17 protein-coding genes, 2 pseudogenes and 1 riboswitch are annotated in these 19,883 nt (G+C 37.3%); of the genes and pseudogenes, 5 read left to right on the forward strand and 14 right to left on the reverse strand.

Annotated elements, in window-relative coordinates; genetic code table 11:
• Nucleotides 1–288: 288 nt before the first annotated feature.
• Nucleotides 289–1,041, forward strand: coding sequence for a hypothetical protein (locus tag R7V76_RS12690; RefSeq protein WP_318092886.1), 753 nt, complete (start codon nt 289–291; stop codon nt 1,039–1,041).
• Between the two features lie 161 nt (nt 1,042–1,202).
• Here the strand turns inward: R7V76_RS12690 and R7V76_RS12695 are convergent, their stop codons facing one another.
• The 9 genes from R7V76_RS12695 to R7V76_RS12735 form a co-directional block, all read right to left on the reverse strand.
• The gene (locus tag R7V76_RS12695) at nt 1,203–1,553 is read right to left on the reverse strand and encodes a hypothetical protein (RefSeq protein ID WP_318092888.1); all 351 of its coding nucleotides are present in this window, start codon (nt 1,551–1,553) and stop codon (nt 1,203–1,205) included.
• A 31-nt stretch (nt 1,554–1,584) separates the two neighbouring features.
• Nucleotides 1,585–2,142, reverse strand: coding sequence for a DUF6036 family nucleotidyltransferase (locus R7V76_RS12700; protein ID WP_318092889.1), 558 nt, complete (start codon nt 2,140–2,142; stop codon nt 1,585–1,587).
• A gap of 92 nt (nt 2,143–2,234) precedes the next feature.
• Nucleotides 2,235–3,041, reverse strand: coding sequence for a hypothetical protein (locus R7V76_RS12705; RefSeq protein WP_318092890.1), 807 nt, complete (start codon nt 3,039–3,041; stop codon nt 2,235–2,237).
• The gene (locus tag R7V76_RS12710) at nt 3,038–3,814 is read right to left on the reverse strand and encodes a ParA family protein (protein ID WP_318092891.1); all 777 of its coding nucleotides are present in this window, start codon (nt 3,812–3,814) and stop codon (nt 3,038–3,040) included. Before R7V76_RS12710 ends, R7V76_RS12705 begins: the two co-directional genes overlap by 4 nt.
• Nucleotides 3,814–4,503: a DUF3102 domain-containing protein gene (locus R7V76_RS12715; protein ID WP_318092892.1), complete on the reverse strand. Its 690-nt coding sequence runs from the start codon at nt 4,501–4,503 to the stop codon at nt 3,814–3,816. Before R7V76_RS12715 ends, R7V76_RS12710 begins: the two co-directional genes overlap by 1 nt.
• Nucleotides 4,487–5,302 carry a ParA family protein gene (locus R7V76_RS12720; RefSeq protein ID WP_318092894.1) on the reverse strand — a complete coding sequence of 272 codons (816 nt, stop codon included), beginning with the start codon at nt 5,300–5,302 and terminating at the stop codon, nt 4,487–4,489. Before R7V76_RS12720 ends, R7V76_RS12715 begins: the two co-directional genes overlap by 17 nt.
• 622 nt (nt 5,303–5,924) lie before the next feature.
• Nucleotides 5,925–7,001 carry a hypothetical protein gene (locus R7V76_RS12725; protein WP_318092897.1) on the reverse strand — a complete coding sequence of 359 codons (1,077 nt, stop codon included), beginning with the start codon at nt 6,999–7,001 and terminating at the stop codon, nt 5,925–5,927.
• 1,093 nt (nt 7,002–8,094) lie between these two features.
• Nucleotides 8,095–9,528, reverse strand: a complete 1,434-nt coding sequence (locus R7V76_RS12730; protein ID WP_318092899.1) for a hypothetical protein — start codon at nt 9,526–9,528, stop codon at nt 8,095–8,097.
• A gap of 353 nt (nt 9,529–9,881) precedes the next feature.
• Nucleotides 9,882–10,025, reverse strand: a complete 144-nt coding sequence (locus tag R7V76_RS12735; protein ID WP_318092901.1) for an SDR family NAD(P)-dependent oxidoreductase — start codon at nt 10,023–10,025, stop codon at nt 9,882–9,884.
• A 561-nt stretch (nt 10,026–10,586) separates the two neighbouring features.
• Here R7V76_RS12735 and R7V76_RS12740 point away from each other — a divergent pair.
• On the forward strand, nt 10,587–11,147 hold the full coding sequence (locus tag R7V76_RS12740) for a LysR family transcriptional regulator (protein WP_318092902.1): 561 nt from the start codon (nt 10,587–10,589) through the stop codon (nt 11,145–11,147).
• 771 nt (nt 11,148–11,918) lie between these two features.
• Here R7V76_RS12740 and R7V76_RS12745 read toward each other — a convergent pair.
• The 4 genes from R7V76_RS12745 to R7V76_RS12760 all read right to left on the reverse strand — a co-directional run bounded on the left by R7V76_RS12745 (nt 11,919) and on the right by R7V76_RS12760 (nt 13,622).
• On the reverse strand, nt 11,919–12,164 hold the full coding sequence (locus tag R7V76_RS12745; RefSeq protein WP_318092903.1) for a DUF2164 domain-containing protein: 246 nt from the start codon (nt 12,162–12,164) through the stop codon (nt 11,919–11,921).
• Between the two features lie 108 nt (nt 12,165–12,272).
• Nucleotides 12,273–12,434 carry a hypothetical protein gene (locus tag R7V76_RS12750; RefSeq protein WP_318092905.1) on the reverse strand — a complete coding sequence of 54 codons (162 nt, stop codon included), beginning with the start codon at nt 12,432–12,434 and terminating at the stop codon, nt 12,273–12,275.
• 46 nt (nt 12,435–12,480) lie between these two features.
• Nucleotides 12,481–12,687 carry a hypothetical protein gene (locus R7V76_RS12755; RefSeq protein ID WP_318092907.1) on the reverse strand — a complete coding sequence of 69 codons (207 nt, stop codon included), beginning with the start codon at nt 12,685–12,687 and terminating at the stop codon, nt 12,481–12,483.
• 110 nt (nt 12,688–12,797) lie between these two features.
• Nucleotides 12,798–13,622 carry an O-antigen polymerase gene (locus R7V76_RS12760; RefSeq protein ID WP_318092909.1) on the reverse strand — a complete coding sequence of 275 codons (825 nt, stop codon included), beginning with the start codon at nt 13,620–13,622 and terminating at the stop codon, nt 12,798–12,800.
• 765 nt (nt 13,623–14,387) lie between these two features.
• Nucleotides 14,388–14,488: riboswitch (TPP riboswitch) on the forward strand.
• 135 nt (nt 14,489–14,623) lie between these two features.
• On the opposite strand from R7V76_RS12760, the pseudogene R7V76_RS12765 reads away from it, so the two are divergent.
• The 3 genes and pseudogenes from R7V76_RS12765 (at nt 14,624) to R7V76_RS12775 (ending at nt 17,504) form a co-directional block, all read left to right on the forward strand.
• Nucleotides 14,624–15,376 (forward strand): annotated as a pseudogene (locus R7V76_RS12765) (3-oxoacyl-ACP reductase).
• Nucleotides 15,377–15,511: 135 nt separating this feature from the next.
• Entirely contained in the window at nt 15,512–16,780 is a 1,269-nt protein-coding gene (locus R7V76_RS12770) for a hypothetical protein (RefSeq protein ID WP_318092910.1), read from the forward strand.
• Between the two features lie 283 nt (nt 16,781–17,063).
• Nucleotides 17,064–17,504, forward strand: a pseudogene (locus tag R7V76_RS12775) (HEPN domain-containing protein).
• 263 nt (nt 17,505–17,767) lie between these two features.
• Here R7V76_RS12775 and R7V76_RS12780 read toward each other — a convergent pair.
• Nucleotides 17,768–18,787, reverse strand: a complete 1,020-nt coding sequence (locus tag R7V76_RS12780; RefSeq protein ID WP_318092912.1) for a tyrosine-type recombinase/integrase — start codon at nt 18,785–18,787, stop codon at nt 17,768–17,770.
• Between the last annotated feature and the right edge of the window lie 1,096 nt (nt 18,788–19,883).

Below are 19,883 nucleotides of genomic sequence, written 5' to 3' on the forward strand. Positions count from 1 at the left end.
GTGTTCTTTGAAGTAAATTCTAATATGAAAAACTTTCAAGTTTCTCATACTTAATTTGAAGCATTTTATAAGCTATATTTGTTTTTATTTCTAACTCAATATCTGACTGAATTCGAGATTTTAAGTACTATTTGATTTTACTTAAAACTGACATGTTGATAATCATAACAAGTTGTAGAACTAATAAGAAAATTACTATTTTATCGGTAATCTTTATCATGATTTATAAATCATCTAATCATGGTATGCTAGACATAATTAACTATTTCTAAGAGCGAGGTAAGTCTATTGTCTATTGAAATGAAAAATAAATCATTTCGTCTATCTGAAGAAGTCACCGAAAAAATTGGGGAACTCTTAAAGGGGCGTCAAATTACAACAAATCAATTATTCGAAGAATTTATTGTATTGGCAGAGCAAAAAGCAATTGACCCAAAACTGAGTGAAGAAGATGCTGTGTTAGAATCTTCGATTAAGCAAATTACTCTTCTCTTTCAAGAACGAGCTGCACGCCTTGAGAAGTTCCAACATGAAAATCAGCGGATCCAATCGCGTCATTTAGAAGCAGTAACACATTTAGAAGCAGACGTCGCACAGACAAAAGAAGCATTGGAAATAGAGTACATGGAAAAAACGTCTTCCCATCACCAAGAAATCGATGAATTACAAGATAAACTTGAAAAAGTCGAAATTGCTTTGGCACAATCAAAGGAGCAAAGAGAACGACTTGAATTGACGAACAAAGAAGAGATAACATCTATGAAGCGAGACATCTTTCATATGGAAAGTACGATTACGAAGTTAGAAGAAGAACGTGACCAATTGTATCGACAAAATAAAACATTGGCCGATTTGGTAGATGAGTTAAAAACACGAAGTCACAAAGCGGAGCAACTAGAAGAAGAAAATCGTAAATTGTTGTTAGAGCTAGCCATTGCTCAACGCGATCAAGAGTCCTTTGAACGGCGACTTCAAGAACAAATAGAATTAGCTGTTTTAAGAGAGCGGACGCAACAATATTCTAAAAACGAAAATAACTAATTTTTATACTTCCACCTAATTCCTCAACGGGCCTGTTTACCTGGCTTCTCTGTTTTACAACACACAAAAAGGATCTTACATTCTCGATGGAATGAATAAGATCCCTTTTTTGTATAATGTTAATTCGTTTAATTATTACTTATGATTTAACAAAATATGCATTATGACTTAACACGTAATCCAAAAGCTTTAAATCGATTACGTTTTTCTTCTAGACTTACTTTCATGTCTACTGAGAATGCGCTCTCCGGCGTATTATAAGCACGCCGTGCTGCCATACTCATCATTTTAGCCACGTCTTCTATTTGATCTTCATGCACTTGTAACTGAGCAGTTTTAACATAGTGACGAGCAGTTTCACGATCACGTAAAGATTCAGGTGCTGTAACATGCCGACTTAAATCTAACGCCTTTTGAGCGGTCTGTTGACGATAATTCGAACTGCCTACTTGCAGACGATTCAATTCGTTTGTCAGTTCTTCTCGGAATCGCGCATTTCTTTCATCGATCATGTGTCACCCTCCTCTCAAGTAGTTTTACTAATTATATACCCTTTTCTTGAAAAATTCGACTCAAGTCATGCACATTACAAAATGGATCATTCCAGGTCATGTTTGATTTGTACTCTTCGACAAGCTCAAGCAGCTTACTCCTATCACACAACTCCAACAAATTTGTACTTTCAAGGTCTTCTAAATCTTTCTGTCTAGAAGAAAATATTTTAGTACACGCTAAGAGTTCGATATCTGGTACATAAACTTCAATCGCTTCAAATAGACCTTCAATCTTATGTCGAAAATCATTTTCCTGAAAATCTTCACGTGGTGGGAATTGAATGACACCCTCGACAATTTCAATTTCATACTCTTGAAGTGCGGCCTTAAGCTCTTGTGTCACTACACCTTCTGTTATTCGAATATCAATATCTCGTGTCGGACGATACGTCGTTTTCTTGTTCATCAATTCAATAAAGAGAAGTATTCCTGAGGCGCCTACAATAACGATTTCGATTTCAATATTTTTAGAGGCACAGAATGTATCCAGTACTAATAACGTATCAATGATACCTTCAACATCTTTGTACTGATTAGAGTAAGACATAGTTGTTCCTCCTGCTCAAACGGCTTCATACGAAATGGATAATTTAGTAATCATCGTCATATATACTAGTGCAAATTTCCGAGTCACTTCGTTTACTTTGTATTTAAATAGGCTTGAAGAGCACGTCGGATGATTTCATCTTCTGATACCTGCTCTTTTCGCGCAGCTTGTGTCAGGCCAATAAATAACGGATCTTTTAAGTCTGGAAAGCGGATTTGTACTTTCATGGGCTTTACTGGTTTCACTTCGGCCTCAAGCGTACGTTGTTCTTGACGTTCAATCAACATCCGCTTCACTTCACGTAATTGCTCCCGTGTCATCTCATATACCGTCAGTTCTCCATGTTGTGTCGGATATTTCCGTTCTTCTAGTAAAGCCAACTTTGGATCTTCTGGCCATGTCAACAATTCTGCTAATTTAGAAGCACTAAAATCAACATCGATCACTTTTTGAAGAATTTTCTCGCCAAAGACATTCCAAAAGGATACGTATCGACTGACTTGAGAACGTGTTTGCCCAATTTTAGTTAAGAAATCTGCCCAGCTTCCTTGCTCTGCTTTAAATTGAGCTCTTGTTTCTTCACTATGGAATAAAGCATTTGCATGAGCCAAGATGCGACATTTTTCAACAAAGCTGGTCGCTTGGATGGTATCAATGTGATTATAATACTGAACCAGTCCATCGACATCTTGTGGAAGCCGTTTTGTTAAAATACGCGATAAGCCAGTTGCTGGAAGCGACTGATAGGGATTCGAGATCGCTGGCGCAGCAAACTTTTTGACAGCTTCTATTTGTTCATCGCGTAAGGATTCCGAGGCACTATCATTAACGGATGGCTCTGTTATCGTTCCTTGAAAGCTTTTGAACGTGGGCTGCCCCTTTTTACGACTTCGACTCATAAGACACGTACCTCCTCTGCTAATTGTAAGTAGGCATCGGTTGCCGGACTTTTATGATCAATGACTGGTCGGGATTCACGTTGGAGCGACTGAATCTTTAAAATGTATGGGATCGTAGTTAAGACCGGAATGCCAACCTCTTGTCCTAATTCATTCAGTTCTTCCACCGTATTAACGTCCCCTTTTGAACGGGCGCTTACCATTGTTGGAATAAAGGCGGCAATATGGATATCTGCTTTGTAACGTTTCATTTCCTCTAATTCCTCAGGAGCGGTATAAACAGCATCCATCGAAAACTTTTGCATTTGAACCGGCATGATGATTCGATCCTGTGCGACAAGTGCGCAACGCGCATATGGATTTAACGCAGAGGTGGATCCTGGACAATCGATTAAACAGATATCAAAGAACTCTTCTAGACGAGCGAGCTCTTCGCTTAAGCGATACTCATACCCTAATTGACTCGTCAGTCCTGTTGGGGATGCTGAGCGACGTGTAGGTACTAAATGAATCGTACCGTTCTCATATTCACACGTCACAATGACTTGTTCAATCGGAATATAGAACGGATCATGTTCTTCCATTAAACAATCAAGAAGTACTTTTCCGTCGTAATCATCTGTTAATCCAAGACCGTTTGTAGTTGAAGCCTGATCATCGGCATCAATGACGAGGACACGTAGTCCTTGTCGTGCGTACACATGGGCAAGGTTAATCGTCGTCGTCGATTTTCCGACGCCCCCTTTACGATTGTATAATGCGATTTTCTTCACTATTCTTCCTCCCCTTCTAGCCGATCGCTATTCTGATCATTCTCCACAACGTCACGGCTGATCGTGTCTTCTATTATGTTTGAGAGGTACTCACTAACGCTGAGTCCTTTCGCACTCGCCAACATCTGAATACGTTCAGATGTTTCTGTTGGCACTCGCGCTGAGACAACCGTCGATGCCACCTCTTTTTGGCGAAAAGCACGGACTTTTACACCAGATGTACTAGATCGATTGGCACGAATCTCTCGAACAGTTGCTTGCTCGATTGGCTTACGTCCCTCTTCTACAGGAAGACCATGTAGCACAACATCTTCCGGATCCTCGACATACATCAATTCAAAGATCTTTGAAGCCGGTAATGTACCAAGCGACTCTTCAAATGGTTGTAATGTGTCATAGGCCTTAACGTAGCGTGAGGCAAGCGAATTTGAGAAGCTGACGACATCTAAAAAGTTTCGCCATTCTTGCTTATCATGCATTTCCGATCGGGCGATTGAAAGACGTTTTCCAATTTCAAAGACTGAGATGGTTTGGACCTTGGCTAGCTCTTTAATCTCGACCGCAAGATTTTCAAGATCACGCGAAACTGGCAACTTTTGCACAACAGATCCGATATCGGTTAAACCACTCCGGTAAGGATGTTGCTCTTGCGGCTTCACTTTATGAATCTGTTTATTCCGTGCCTTCATTTTGATTGCCTCCGGTCATATGACGTGCAAGTTCTCGAAACGGTAACGCCAGTTCTAGTCCTTCCTTTGACTTGTATTGAAGAACACTTTTTCCATTGTCTGCTGCTTTCTCAATAAAGGCAGCTCGACGAACGGCCGGAAGAACAGCTAGACTCTCTGCATGTGCTAACTGCTTCATCGCCTCTGCATATTCCCGATCTCCTTTTAAACCTAAATCGATGGCAACCGGCATAATACCTGTTATGTCGAGAGCAGCATTATAGAACTTTTTCACCTGACGAATAGTGCGAATGGTACTACCTAATTGATCAAATACAAGTTTTTTTGGCATAAAGGGTACGACTACATGATCCGCACATGACAGGACCACTTTTGACAGTTCATTGATAGAAGGAACTGAGTCCAAAATAATCCAGTCAAACTCCTTTGCAAGTGGAGCAAGCATATCTTTCAACAAGAAGATTTTGTCTTGTTCCGAGATCAAATTGATGAGTCGTGCATTCCGTTCATTTGAAGGGAGAAGACTAATATTATGTTTTTCATCATCAAATAACACGTCTTCAATGGCAAGACCTTTCACATGGACATCATACAGTGTCATGTATTGGATGGTGTCTGATTCCTTGAGCATCAATTTGCTGAGAGAACCTTGTGGATCAAGGTCCACTAGTAACGTCCGGTAACCGAGCTCTCCTAAGGCATGTCCCATATTTAAGGAACATGTGGTTTTTCCTGAACCGCCTTTTGATATGTAAAACGTTAATATATTCATCATTTCTCCCCTTTTCTTTTTCATCATCACATAAGAGATCATGAAAAACAATTATTTTATCGGTAATCTAACAATATTCAAATAAAAATTATGTATACACTAAATTTTTAAAGTATACATTTCGACGTCGAAATGTATACAGATTCTGAATTGTAAAATCTATTTCTCTCATGATCTATCTTCTATAGAATCAACGATTCGTTGGGACCTTGCGGGTCTTATAAAAATAATAGCGATACCTAACAGATTATTAGTATTTAATACATTTTGAGAAATTAAAGGAGTTAAAAAAGAATTAAAAAGAATTGGAAAAAGCCAAGGGGATTAAAACCCTTTGATACCAATGAAATCGAGACAAAATATGCATTTGAAAAGAGACAGAATAATTAGGAGAAATTCTTAAATGTTTGCTTTTTGAGTATTAAAAAAATGATTAAATTCAGCACTTTTTGTTTATAAGTAAAATTTATTTGATTTATATTAACTACAATTTGTTTTTTTTCCAAAAAGGTATAGCACATTTATGATTGAACTTTTAAGCTCTTTAAAAAGTCATTTTTATCTTTTTCACACGGTAAATGAGTAGGTTGTATCGATAAACTGCTTTTTTTTACACGATATTTCAAAAAAGAGCACGACAAATAGACCATCATGCGACGGCCGATTTTTTGGAACGCTGCTGAAGACGTTCATTGAGATATACAATCGGAGATTCAAAGAAAAGACGGTACACGTCTGTATCTTGAAGACCTTCTCCATAGCGATGGAAGTCATTTCGAATCGTTCGTAAGACTTCCCCACAGGCCGAGAAGCCATAGGTATCACTAAGAGACTGGAGTGAAGACACAGGTACTTCAAGTGCATCAAAATCAACAAAGTCACGCGCAATTTCTCGAAGATCGAACCATCCAATCAATGTATCAGCACGTTCAGCTTCTTTAATGCGCTTGCTATTCACTTGATCCTCAAGTTTCACGTGAAACATAAGAGGACGAGAAACAGTATGTATGCGTTTCTGTAAAGAGAGATTTTCTTTCACAGCACTGAGGAAATCTTTCGTATTTTCAACCAGCTGCACACGGAAGAGGCGTGAAAGTTGATCGAGCATGCCTTTGACGGCAAGACGATGACCACAATAGCGTGGCAGGAACCCTTTCACTTCATCATAGGTAAGTGTAGCTTGTTTTTGAGATTGGACATGGATATCCCGTTCTACCTGTACCAATGCACGTAGCGCAACACGTAAAATATTAACATGTTCAATTTCCATCAAGTGACGAACCATTTCACACCAGACAGACGTATAGCCGGTTTTTGACATGTAAGTGCCAGATTCCTCAAAGAGGTCACGATAGTTTGCAAGGTAGTCAATGAGCTCGATCGAGATGACGCCAGAGAAGTGGACAGAATACCGCAACAGTCCTACTTCTTCAAAGAGGCGTAGGTTATCATGAAGTGAACGAACGGAAGTATGGGCATATTCTGCTAATTGTGAGCTCTCAATTAGCGAGAGCATTCCTTTGTCGTCACAGTGAGTTAAAAGTGTGATGAGATGACGAATTCGTGATTTTGTCCATTTCAAAGCTAGAAACGGCCCTGGGATATTATAATGGTGCTTTTCATACATAAAACCTTCTTGTCGTTTTGTCCATCGCGTGAGACCGCTCATCGCAATAAGTACTTTATTGGCAATTAATACGTGACGATTTTCATGGTTGAATGACATACCTACACCTCCTCTACTCTGAACTATTACACCTAGTATCCTGTTCAAAAGAGCAACTGTCAAAATGTAACTACGGTACGGTAAGGAACGACCAAACCGTTAAAAACGTTGGTGTGAAGCCGTTCTCAGAGCAAAAAAACATGTCATTTCGGTACGGTTAAAAACGACCAAAATTCAAAGAATCGCATAGTAGCGCCGTAGAAGTACTTTTTAGCTCTATAATTTTTAAAGGCAATGAAGCAGAAATGTCATTTCAGTACGGTATTTAACGACCAACTGATGAAAAGTGTTGTTTCAGTACGGTATTTAACGACCAGTATAGTGAAAAATGCTGTTTCAGTACGGGATCTGGCGACCAAAGAACAAAAAAAGAGCTTTAAAAATTTTTATTAAAAAAGTACTTTTTTTGATAAATGTTACTTTAGTACGGGATTTAGCGACCATTTCAATTAAAATGTTGTTTCGGTACGGAACTTAGCGATCAATACAATCAGAGTGTCGTTTCAGTACGGTCTAAAACGACAAAAAGGAGTTAAAATGTTGAAAAAAGTGCAAGTTTAGTACGGAAAGGGCTAACTAAAAATCAAAATTGGTCGTTTTACGACATGATTCGACATTTTTGATCAGTCTTTAATTTTCAGCTAAACAAATGTTTATGTGCAATGTGTTAAAAATATATTAGGATTCAATAAAATAAATAGGAACATATGTTCTTTTTTTGACGCGATTATTTTACATAGGATTCATTTGTGTTCTGTTTATCATCATTATTAGGTATGTATGGGTATTAAACTACATGAGGCTAATTAATATGGGTTTTGAAAAGTACTACGGTAATATGTTCTTTCACTGCGGATCGTCTAACAACTACTATCATATAAGTGGTCAAAAGATTAGGGAATGAAATTTTATTACTTTAAGGATGAATGATTACATTTAAAATAGCCTGACAAAAGTTTGTAGCATATTTAAGTCGGCCTTAAGAAATAAGCAACAAGAAAAGCGTACGAGATAAAAAATCTCGTACGCTCTTCTTGTTTATTCGTATATTTGTTTTTCACTACACTTGCTCTTAAATACAACCAACACATGCTTAAAGTAGAAGTGCATTACTCCGATCATGATGTTCCCAGCGCTCTAACGGATGGAAGTACAAGAAGTAGAAATCTCCAGATCGATGCCAGTCTCGGATGATAAAATCAAGTTCTTTAATGCGATCCAAATTTAGTTCAAGTTCTTTCAAATTCTCCGCCTTCCGACTTTTATTAAATCGGATAGAATGCGTGAACTGACGCCAGTGGCGTTTTGCTGGCGTTTCTTCATTCAGTTGGTAAGAACTTAGCCGTTCTTTTTGAAGAACAAAGGATAAATGATAAGCAAAAGTCCCCTTTAATCGCTCAATTTGTTCCCCGTATATACTAATGATCTGTTGTTTCAATAGATCATCATAGACTTCTTCAGAAACAGTGACAGTGATTTGAGTATCCCGTTTAATAGAAGAAGCTCCGCTAATTTTGACAGAAGAGAAGAGACCAAAAATGGAAAGATCGCCTTCTTCACTTCTAACTGCAACACGATAATAACCAAGCTTTACAAGACGCTGTGTTGTAAGAGTGTAACTCTTACCACTATCGTTTCCATAAATCTTTTTAACGAGTTTCGAAATCGGAAAAACAATTTTCCGACTGGTCTGGAAAGTTACATCTCGATAAGACAGAATCTCATTAAGTGCCTCAAAATCGCGTGCGTCAAGATCCGGTACATTTCCTTCGAGCTCGGCAATAAATTCGTTACTTACAAGAACAGATAAATTATTCGGTACACCTTGTTTATATTTAGGTACAACAGCGGAATAATCATGTAGATCGAGGGATAAATCACTCAACATGCTTTCACCCTGACTGAATTTTTCTGTCGAATTCTTCATACGATCAGCGATTCCGAAAAAGGGTACAGTAATTGAAGTAGAAGTAGCTACATGTGCCTTTGGTTGCGCTCGTTGCAATTCCTTCGCAACTTCTCCAATGACCATTAAAATATCTGTTCGCATCGTCGTCGTTTGTTGATTTTTCGTTTTTTGTCCCCAATGCGGGTAGGTATGGATCAGTAAGTTATTATTCTCGGCCCATTCTTCAAGCTCCTGTACATGTTCCTGCATTAATTTCTCAACACTATCAGCAGAGAACTTTCGCTGGAATCCCTCTTTCCCGGCAATGTCCCAGTACTCGAGATACATCTTATGAAGACCACGTAATTCTTTCATCGGCCCTTTATTCTCAAGATAGTTTTTAACAGCTGCACGAACCCAGCGCCGTTTCAGTTTCTTAAATGAGTAATAACGAAGTTTTGTATAGACATCTTCTTCGTTCTGAAACTCATAGTACTCTTCATAGAGTTGATTTACATAGGCTTCGACATCGATGATATCGATCGAGATCAGTTGTTCGGTAACATCGTTCTCGAGCAATGTCTTCGCTGCTTGAGATACAACAAGTTGTCTATGTTGGACGGATGAGGTAGAGTCCATGATGCATCGCCCCCTTAATTCAATACAACAAGCATAGCATGTATTGTTAAATGTGAGGAGATTTTCAAAAAGTGTGCGCCGGCGCACACTTTTTGAAAAATACATCGGTCTATATGTATCTTGCATCGTTTAAGCTTCAGAGCGTTTGACCATTATCAATCACGAAGACTTGCCCCATTATGAGGAATTTTGTCAACTGGAATAGGACAGAATCCGCGTTATCCTCCGATGTGGAGATTCTCTTCAATGGAAGGTTAACCCGCCAAACCATTCATCATTCCCAGCCCACCACCGCGTGGTGACAGCTCATGGGGAGATATAGTTAACGCGAACATTAGGTGTGAGTGAGCGTGTCATCGTATGGATGCCGATTTCGTGGTTGCATAAGGGATGGAAGAACTGATGCCGCTCACTCCCGCTACGCTCCCAAGGTTGACGATTGCACCTGCGAATTGTTTTTTCATGTATGGGAAGACGGCCTTCACACAATGGAACATGCCTTTCACATTAAGTGCAAATAGAGAGTTTCATATCTCTTCCGTCACTTCATTCAGTTCACTAATAGGAATCTGAGACATGATAATTGCATTGTTACCAAAAAATCAATTCTACTAAGTATGGAGATGATATGGGTGACCATATCCAGAACCTCAAATTCTTTTAAGGCATCTGCTCGATAAGGCAATGCTAAACTACCCTTATTAACAATCTATTCTACGGCCCAAGTGCCCCTTATTCAGACTGACTATAATTGACGATAACATTTGCTCCTTCGGCGGCCGATGCCGGACCTAGCTCCTGTCGCGTTGGCTACTGTATCTTTTAAAATTATCGAAAATTTTAACTCTTCTTTTATGTGATTGATTTCATTATGTTTCTATTCGAGACGGGAGTACAATTCTTGATAATGACCACGGTATCAATGTGAGTGATATCAGAAAGGAATGATGACATTGGAGACCCAGGATTTATTGATTTTCAAGCATGTAGCAAATTTACATTCGATTTCGAGAGCAGCTGAGAAGTTGGATTATGTTTAATCGAACGTCAGTCAGCGAATGAAGATTCTTGAGGACGAGCTAGGTGCCCGTTTACTGATCCAGAGTAATCTTGAAGTGAAATTGACGGAAGAAGGGACTACGCTGTACAAATATGCCAAGGATATCCTGAAGTTAGTGCAGGATGCGAAATCCGCAATCAACAAAAAGAAATGGAGAGAATACTTGGCCATCGATACAACACAGACTGTATCGGCGGCGATGCTTCCAAAAATCTTTTTGCTCTTCATGGAAGAGAACGATGACATTGGCATGTCGATGAAGACGCAAGACAAGCAACGGTTGCAGGAAATGCTCTTCTATGGTGAAATCGATAGCGTGTTTGTCAATGGATTATTCGACGAAGAACGCTTTGAGTCCGTACATAGTTTTTCTGAAGATATAGTAATCTTGTCACATCAGGACTTCAAGTTTGTAGAAGATGGATGCCCGACGCTCTTCGTTAATCGTGACACTACGTGTACGTACCGGACCAAAACATTCGAAGTCGAGAAGGACAATGGATATACAGATCTTAGAATAATGGAGTTCGATACAATCGAGTCCATTTGCATGCTGTAGAGTCAGGGATGAGCATGAGTGTCGTACCGAAGCGCATTTTAGATAATCGAAAAACGATGCAGGGAATCAAAACTGATTTATCTACGCCTGTTCGGATAGAATTCATGGTTAACCTGAAAAGGAAACGTACCAAGAGTCTGCAGAAGTTCATTCGCTTTTTAAAGTCATTATCTCTAAACTTGTAAGTCCAAGATATAGCCATTTAAATTGAACGATGATCTCAATTTAAATTTTGAAACTAAACTTATAAGATGGTAAGTCTCTCGTAAAAGTGAAAAGGCAAAGGGAAACAAAAAGTATGCGTCGGTGCATACTTTTTGTTATTTCACGTACCATAATTAATATGAAAGATAAATTCATTACGAGGAATTGTTGAAGTGTAAATCTACGCGTAGAAGTAAGCAATCAGTCATCAACGCGTCATTTTTTGTTTTCATAAATCGACTGAAATGGATAGATTAGAGATCATCGTCCCGACGTCCATAAAATATGACGAGAGGTGTGTAAGTATGAATCAGGAAAACTCGAATGGTCGATGATGTTTCACGTGAAACAAGATAACATGCACTGTGACCCCCCTTATAACGAAATGAGTTGATCGTTTGAAGAATGGAATTAGTTGATGGAACATATACGAAAGGAAATTGGTCCTCCGATTGGCTTCTCTGGACATGGCTCGCGTACCTTCAAGGTTTACCATGGATCATGTAAAAAAGTGTGCGCCGGCGCACACTTTCTTAGGACGGGTAAAACGAAGCACTTAAATAGAATTTATTTAGATACTGGACGCTCGAGCGTTAGCAACTCATCATCTAACGATGAAAATTGATTTAAGACCGCTGCATGAGCATCTTGAATTCCAACATTATAAAAATGAACTGCAACTGACGCTTTGATAAAATCGAAAACGCGGTCTGCAGCGAACTCAGATAATTCTTCGTCGCGCTCTTCTAAGAAAAAATCTTGAATGGATTGAATGATTTGTTGGTGCTCTTCTTTATTAAACCGATCAAACATTACGACACTTCCTTTGTTTTGATGATGTCTAACTTAAGCAAACTATAAGGGAGGTCATCTTAAAATCACAGACTATACTTTGTCTGAAAAAAATGTACACGACTTTGATTAAAACGTTTCTTTCAGTTTTTGCAACATTCCATACCAGCCCTGAGGTATGAAATTACTTACATAGTCTTGTGGTTGATTTGTTTTTGAGACAAGATCATCAGCATTTTTCCATCCGCTATGATGTACAGTGAAGAGAGTAAAGCCTTTAAATTTACTCAAATAGAAAGTAACGATCAATCCATCTTCATCCCAACGAAATGATAAATTATTTTTCAGGCAGTACGCTGAGTACCATACAGGGAGATAGTCCAAATGGAGATTGAAGATGAAACTGATACCCTGGACTTGCAATGAGATCGTTCGGCATAAACCATTTAGATAGAGAACGAGTGGTCGAGACTCGATCCCAGACCTCTTCAATAAAAGCTTCAATGGAGATTGATTGATTGATATCTTCTACGGCTTGATTCATCATATATTCCATCTAATCATTTTTGAAATGTTTACATAAAATAAAGTTGAATAAGAAAAAAGGATGCATGTATGAAGTTCACGACACGCGAGAGAGGTCTGACAAAGACGTCAGTTCCAATCACAAGCATTCCCGTCGTTATCGCGATCTAAGTCATGGGGATCATCCATAGGACCTCCGGCAGCAAGATAGAAATCTTGAGCGGCTTGTGCGCTTGAAAAATCTCCACAATCTCGGTCTGCGCCATATGGATCGTATTCTAGATCTGTTGTCACTTCTTCCTCTACATATTCTTCAGTAGGAGCATCTTCGTATTCTTCTTCAGCAGCAAGATTTTCCGACGCTTCTGTCGTCTCAATACTTGCTAGGGAGGATTCGAGTTCATCCACTTTCTCTTCTGCAGCAATTCGTTTTGTCTCTTCTTCTTTGAGTTCACTCTCAAGAGCAGATCGTTTATCTGCTTCATCTTGATAGCTTTCAACTGTTTGCAGACGTAATTCTTTTTCTCTTATTAACTCCTCTTTCAATTTTTTCGTTTCTTGTTGTTGCTCTTTGAGTTTAAGTTGCGTGTCCTTTAAAGACGTTTCTAACTCCTTTGACTCTATCTTTAATGATTCCAACATCTTTGTTTCTTTGGTAGAAGACCCGGCTTCTATTTTTTGAGGCTCATTTATTCTGTCTACCATATAGATAGAAATTGCAAAAGCAATGAATACGCCTAGCCAAACGACAAAGATTGGATACTTCACTGGATTTCGAAGCCTTGGTTTAAAGTAAAAGTATAGACCAATTGCAGAGATCAATAAGCCAATAAGACTCCAAAAGGTGATAGTGAAGAGTAAAAGATAGACAATAGCAATCACGACGAGAAATAATACTTTTCGGATGTTCATAAGTTCAGCTCCATTAAAAATATTTGTATTTTTATTGTACATATTTACAAGGGAAAATAGATTAGGAATTTATAGTTCTTCTCTAAAAAATCACTTGTAACGCTCGAGTACTAATTTGAATAAAATATAAGCAATTACTGTCAAACAAAGTTGATAGCTTTTAAGAGAATAGACTTACACCAATCTAAGTGACTTAAAAATAATCAGAATAGGCTGTATGTCGTAGTCGATACAAAAAGGACTGTCTATCAGAAAATTGGGAATGACTCGGTAGAGGAAAAAATGATTCATTACTTAGATAATGAGAAAAGCATTTAATGTTTCAAGTCACTTAACTCTTACGCAGTTGAGAAGAACACCAATGCTAGTATGGAAAAGAAAATGAATCGTTGATTGATTGGTACGTTTTTATTCAAAAAGTAGTAAAAACATCAAATAGAGCGCGTATAACTTTAAGACGAAACAAGTTAAGTAATCAACGTGAAGAGAGAAGACGACATACTTACCGCTTAATGGCTCCCATACGATGATTACGCAAGATAAGCTTTACTACATTGCAAACATCAATGATTCGGACTTCTAGGTCACGTAATCGATCTGCAAAATCGAATCGCTCGTATATTAAGACATCATCAAAGAAAAAACGATAATTAGGATTGTCTAGTATAAGATATGACCGTAACAAAGCAATCCGGATAAGATAATGAACCTATTTTTACGCTCGATCTTTAAAGAAAACTATTAACAAATCACTTTCATCATCATTGACAGGTGCTTATAAGACCACTACAGTAAAAGTAACTTAAATAGAATCACTAGGGGTGTTGTTAAACTGAGATGAGTAGCTACTCAAACCCTTTGAACTTGAACTAGGTCGTACTAGCGTAGGGAAGTGTAAACTCTGATGAACAAGTGGAGACGATCGTGTCGTTCTTTGCTATGTGATTTTTTAAATGTGCGCAACTTTCCTTTTGGAGAGTTGCGTTTTTTTATTTACTACTTTGCTATTTAAGTTGCAAAAATGGATGGGGGAGTGGACAGGAATGAGTAGAACAGTATTAGTGACAGGAAGTAGCCGAGGACTTGGGGCGACGATTGCAAGGGTGTTAGTGAACAATGGATTTAAAGTTGTGATTAATTACTATAAGAGCAAGGATACGGCAGAAAAGCTTGTGAGCGAACTGGGAGTAGAGAATGCACTTGCCTTGTATGCAGATGTCACAAAGCGGGAAGATGTTGAGAGCATGATCCAATCCGCAACAGCACATTATGGTCAAATCGATGTTGTTGTCAATAATGCGTTAGTAGATTTCAAATTTGATCCAGTTGCTCAAAAATCGTTTATCGATTTAAACTGGGAAGATTACTAAAAACAACTGGATGGAACACTGAAAGCGGCATTTCATGTCACCCAAATTGTCTTGCCGCAACTCATTGCACGAAATTGTGATAGCATCATCAGTATCGGAACAAACCTCTGTTAAAATCTGGTCGTTTCCTATCACGAATATACGACAGCAAAAGCAGGGCTGATTGGCTTTACTCGCAATTTGGCTGCGGAATTAGGTCAATATGGCATAAACTTAAATATTGTATCCAGTGGGTTATTGAAAGTATCAGATGCGAGTGCTGTGACAACCGCTGAAGTATTCGATTCAATTGCCCATCCGACTCCGTTAAAAAAAGTGAAAATCCTAGAGGAAGTAGCACAAATGGTTGCCTTTTTAGCATCAAAAGCAGTATCTGGCATTACTGGTCAAAATGTAACGGTAGATGGTGAGTTAATAATGAATTAAAGCAAAGGTATTAAGAAATTTACAAATTGTAATAAAATTTTGAATGAAAAGTGTAAAATTAAAAGATAAAAAGTATATTATTAGGTGAAGGTAAGATTTTTGTTTCATATAGTAATAAAAAATGGAGGTAATTTAGTGCAATATTCATCAGAGGATAATTTTATTAATAATATACTTGAAGTTTTCGGTATAAAAAATCGATTTGAATTTCTCAGTGCAGAAGAATTGACAAGCAAATTTTCTGGTTCAGAAAAAGTAAAACAGATTTTTAATGAAATAAGTATGTTTGATGATAATGATGATTTTTCAATTTTTTATAAACTTGAGGATAAACAAAATGTAGAAGTAGCTGTATCCTTTACTTGGCCAATAGATCGAATAAAAGCTGAAACTGAAACTCAAATTTTTGATCTATTAGATACAGAGCATAATGTTAAATACGAAGTGGGAGATGCGTCAGATCATTATATTGTTTGGGTGTTTAAAAAACTTTTTGATAAATACAAGCTTGATTCTGTAGAAAATAGAAGATCTTTATCTATAATTCGCCGTAGAGCAAGAAGTTTTATTATAGAGAGTGACGGTGATGTGGAATTAATTCAAGTGATGAGAAAAGCAGCAGCTTTCGTCACTTTAAAGGTAAAAAAACCGCTTAATTCAACTTTTGATTTACTTAGTGCTGTAGATTCTTACAGTTATACTATCATGTGCAATTTACATGAACCACTGAGAGTATATAGTCTTGAAGATATATTACCTATATTAAAAGTTAATACTAAAGAAAGAAATTATGAATTTGATGTACCTAAAAGAATTTATAATAATAATTTAATTGATTATTATAATTTGGCAATTTCATCTAATGATCCTTTTGTTTCTTATATTTCTTATTACCATATTATTGAGTATTTTTATGATGAAGTATTTAGGGATCAGCAGATTAATAATTTAAGAAGATCAATCACAGCTCCTAGATTTAGTTATAAAGATGATAACCAATTATTTAGTATTATTGAAAAAATTGTTAAAGATAATAAGACTGTTAGAGAAAATGGAAGTGGTAATGAGTTTCAATCATTAAATTACGTCTTAAATAAATATTTAGTGGAAATCAATCACTTTAAAGAAAGATTCGATCAAGTAGATTTAGATTTTTATGAAAATCATATTGTTAGTTTTTCAAAAGGTAATCTAATAAATTGGTCTTCGTCTGAAAAAGAAATAATTAAAGCTATTTCAAAACGTTTATACTATACAAGAAATTCTTTAGTTCATAGTAAGAGTACTAAAAAAGATACAACATACCATCCGTACTTACATCGAGACGATTTGAATAAAGAAATTTCATTAATAAAAAATATAGCTGAAATGATTATAGAAAAAGATTCTAAATTCATAGAATAACTTTATAGATTAATTATATCTTAAGATTTCCTCAAAAAATTGATAGGCTTATGATTGCATATTTGTTACATGTATTAATAATTAAAGCATCTGGAGAAAGTGTACTTTTAAAAAAAAACTGGAATCAGTTTGTGAGCTTTTTGAGATGTAAGGTAATGAAAGTTCACAGTGCTTAAAGTATTGTTTTTGAGCCACAGTAGTTTGAAAAAGCGGGGAATTTAGATGTAGTATTTGATTTATATACTAGCGAATTTTACGGAACTACAAACCTGACAACTACTTTTTGAACTTCATACAAGCTATCGAAGTATTTCATAGAAGAAGTTATGACGGTAAAATAATAAATCAAGATGACTATGATGTCTTTAAAACTGAAATGAAAAAAATTTTGAAAGAACAAGCACCAGAAGAATTAAAACCAAAACTTTTAGGTGGATTAGCTCATGGAAACTAAAAATATTTGAAATATCGACTCGAAAACCTCGTTGAAGGTTTAAGCCCAGAAACTAAGAAATTGTTATTCAACATTAGTTCTGAAAAACCTGTTCCTAAAAAATTCCTTAGACAAATAATTGATACGAGAAATTATTTAACACATTATGATCCTGATAATAAAATTATTATCGAGACAGAAGATCGGTATTATGCTATTCAAATATTAAAAGCATTCGTAACAATACTTTTTTGTAGAACTTGGCGTACCAGAAAAATTGATTCTATATAAATTTATTAGTAATAGGAAACTTGCTTATAAGATAATTGAAGTCAATAAAAAATTAATTTTTTGATCAAGAAGCTATGGAGGTTATACCAATTTTTATAGCTTCTTGAATTGTATGAATTAAACAATAAGCTCTAATGGAACCTTTGAGCCACTCCCATTCGAATTATAGCGTTTGAAGTTAGTTATAAGAATCTAACTTTATTTTGGTGATAATGAATGAAGTAAAGTATTAAACAAGTAAACAATATAATATTTATGGAAGTTCACTCAAAAGGTAGCGTATTTAAGTGCTCTTTTTTTAAATTTTGAAGATACTTATTAGTTGTTGCAATAGATTCATGACCAGAAATTTTCATAACCTCATATAAAGAAACACCGTTTGATAATAACTTTGTAATAAAAGAACGTCTAAACCAGTGAGGTGAATTTTTTTGTGACGTTAGTTGTGAAGATGCTGATTGAGAAATGAGTCTTAATGTTTCATATGAAATAGGTGCATCAGTAAGTTGTATGTTGAAACAAATATACGGATTCATAATACTTTCGATTTGCATTAATTTTCTAAGACGTTGTACCAGTTGAAATGATTTTTTTGATAATGGAATACGTCGCCATTTTTCACGCTTTCCTTTAAATTCGATATAACTCATAGAAGATGTTTCATGAACATGACTGAACTGAAGCGATAGTAATTCAGAAGCGCGCATCCCTGTAGTTAATAACAGATACCCGATCGTCTCGTTCCGCAACTGCAACAGCTCTCTGTTCTTTTTTTGCTTCACTGTGTATCGAAAGGCAAGGGCGATCGCTTCCATTTCATCGAAGTCAATTTCGCGGCGGAGTGGCTCCGGTTTCATCTGATCCTTCACTTGTATCGACAAATCGCGCACGTGATAGTTGTTGACGTGCAGGAATCGCAGGAAGCGTCGTAGCATGGCATTGCGCCGCTTAACGGTCCGTGGCGCATACTGGTCATGTATATCTTTTAAGTACTCGTGCAGATTCAGGATCGTCAGTTGCTTCACACCCTGTGTCTTCGTCACAAAAAATCGTAAAATATAATCGAGATCTTGTTTGTAGGCCCGCTTCGTATGCGGGCTTTTTTGACTATAAATCGGAAACAACTCCGTCGCCCAGAACAGCTCGAAGATCTCGAGATCGCTCAGTGCCTCCATGTTTAAGTGGTCATCCTCCAGTACCGCGAGCAGCTTTTCCCGACTATCAGCAAATGCGAGCGTTGCTTCTTCTTTAATCACAATTTCGTTCATCACTTCTTCCTTCATGTTCCATCCTCCCCTGTATGCTGCTTAACGCTTCTTCTTTTGATGGTTTATTTTTGGGTTTATTGATCAATTAACAAAATATTTATGTGTTACATAAAATTACGACTGATATACATATGTATTTATAGTTAATTAGCACGATTGATTATTGTAATACACTATAATTATAAATTTAGTATAACAAACAACTACTTGTGATAATAGGTAATTATCACAAGTAAATTAAGATAGAGACATTTGGTTGACATAACACATTTATGAGTCAGATAGGGCGGGAGAGTTCTTCAGGACGCCGGTCGCTAGCGACCTCGCTCCCTCTCGGCGCCTAATCCCGTCCCATGGTCTTTCTAGTCTCATAATTTATAGTATTTTTCTGTTAATGAGACATATAGTTTTGACGGATATGACTAATCATTTAGGTAGGTGGTGAGGAGGGAGAGGGAAGGACGTGCGATTCATACTCCTCGAAAGAGGGGGCTTCTCGCCTACTCCGGTGGGGGTGGAAAGGGAACGGTCGCTTTTGAACATCTCTTGCTTAGGGTTTCCTGTGTGCCCCTCACCTTGTTCCCTTATCGTTACTGAACGTCCTTCCGTAGTATAGTATATGCGAGCTGGACGATGAGTCAGAGAGCATTTCTGATTAAAGCGAAGACATTGAATAAAATTATTGACGCGATGATGAAGATCTATAATCTGTAGCTGCACGTTTATGGGTAAAATACCCATGTTATGTTCAAGTAGGAGAATTCCAATGAAGCGAACCAGTTAAGGTAATATTTCGATCCACAATACATTTATTATCGGTAATATACTCTGGGAGGGGCAGCTGAAGGTGTTCTAGGCCGGTACGTGGAAAACGGAAGGTAGACCTGTCGCCTGTTGGAGCTGGTGATTCTACTTGATCCTATATAAGTCACATTATGCGAAAAGCCTAATGGAGTCGAAGACGCCATCTCGGATAGACGTCTCGATTACAATGCTGTTGACGTCGAGGGCAAGGTACCTGAGCGACATGCTGATTTATGAGTCCCCCGGCCATTGGCAGATACTTGTGAATTACATGTCTTCTTCCGTAGAAGGTAGGGATTTATCGGAG

Source organism: Exiguobacterium artemiae (assembly GCF_033342815.1).
Classification (GTDB): domain Bacteria; phylum Bacillota; class Bacilli; order Exiguobacteriales; family Exiguobacteriaceae; genus Exiguobacterium_A; species Exiguobacterium_A artemiae_A.

Coding starts and splice junctions, on each gene's coding strand:
- R7V76_RS12695 (WP_318092888.1), bottom strand. CDS start 1,553: ATGATCGATGAAAGAAATGCGCGATTCCGAGAAGAACTGACAAACGAA.
- R7V76_RS12700 (WP_318092889.1), bottom strand. CDS start 2,142: ATGTCTTACTCTAATCAGTACAAAGATGTTGAAGGTATCATTGATACG.
- R7V76_RS12705 (WP_318092890.1), bottom strand. CDS start 3,041: ATGAGTCGAAGTCGTAAAAAGGGGCAGCCCACGTTCAAAAGCTTTCAA.
- R7V76_RS12715 (WP_318092892.1), bottom strand. CDS start 4,503: ATGAAGGCACGGAATAAACAGATTCATAAAGTGAAGCCGCAAGAGCAA.
- R7V76_RS12720 (WP_318092894.1), bottom strand. CDS start 5,302: ATGATGAAAAAGAAAAGGGGAGAAATGATGAATATATTAACGTTTTAC.
- R7V76_RS12725 (WP_318092897.1), bottom strand. CDS start 7,001: ATGTCATTCAACCATGAAAATCGTCACGTATTAATTGCCAATAAAGTA.
- R7V76_RS12730 (WP_318092899.1), bottom strand. CDS start 9,528: ATGGACTCTACCTCATCCGTCCAACATAGACAACTTGTTGTATCTCAA.
- R7V76_RS12735 (WP_318092901.1), bottom strand. CDS start 10,025: ATGTTCCATTGTGTGAAGGCCGTCTTCCCATACATGAAAAAACAATTC.
- R7V76_RS12740 (WP_318092902.1), top strand. CDS start 10,587: ATGAAGATTCTTGAGGACGAGCTAGGTGCCCGTTTACTGATCCAGAGT.
- R7V76_RS12745 (WP_318092903.1), bottom strand. CDS start 12,164: ATGTTTGATCGGTTTAATAAAGAAGAGCACCAACAAATCATTCAATCC.
- R7V76_RS12755 (WP_318092907.1), bottom strand. CDS start 12,687: ATGAATCAAGCCGTAGAAGATATCAATCAATCAATCTCCATTGAAGCT.
- R7V76_RS12760 (WP_318092909.1), bottom strand. CDS start 13,622: ATGTACAATAAAAATACAAATATTTTTAATGGAGCTGAACTTATGAAC.
- R7V76_RS12780 (WP_318092912.1), bottom strand. CDS start 18,787: ATGAAGGAAGAAGTGATGAACGAAATTGTGATTAAAGAAGAAGCAACG.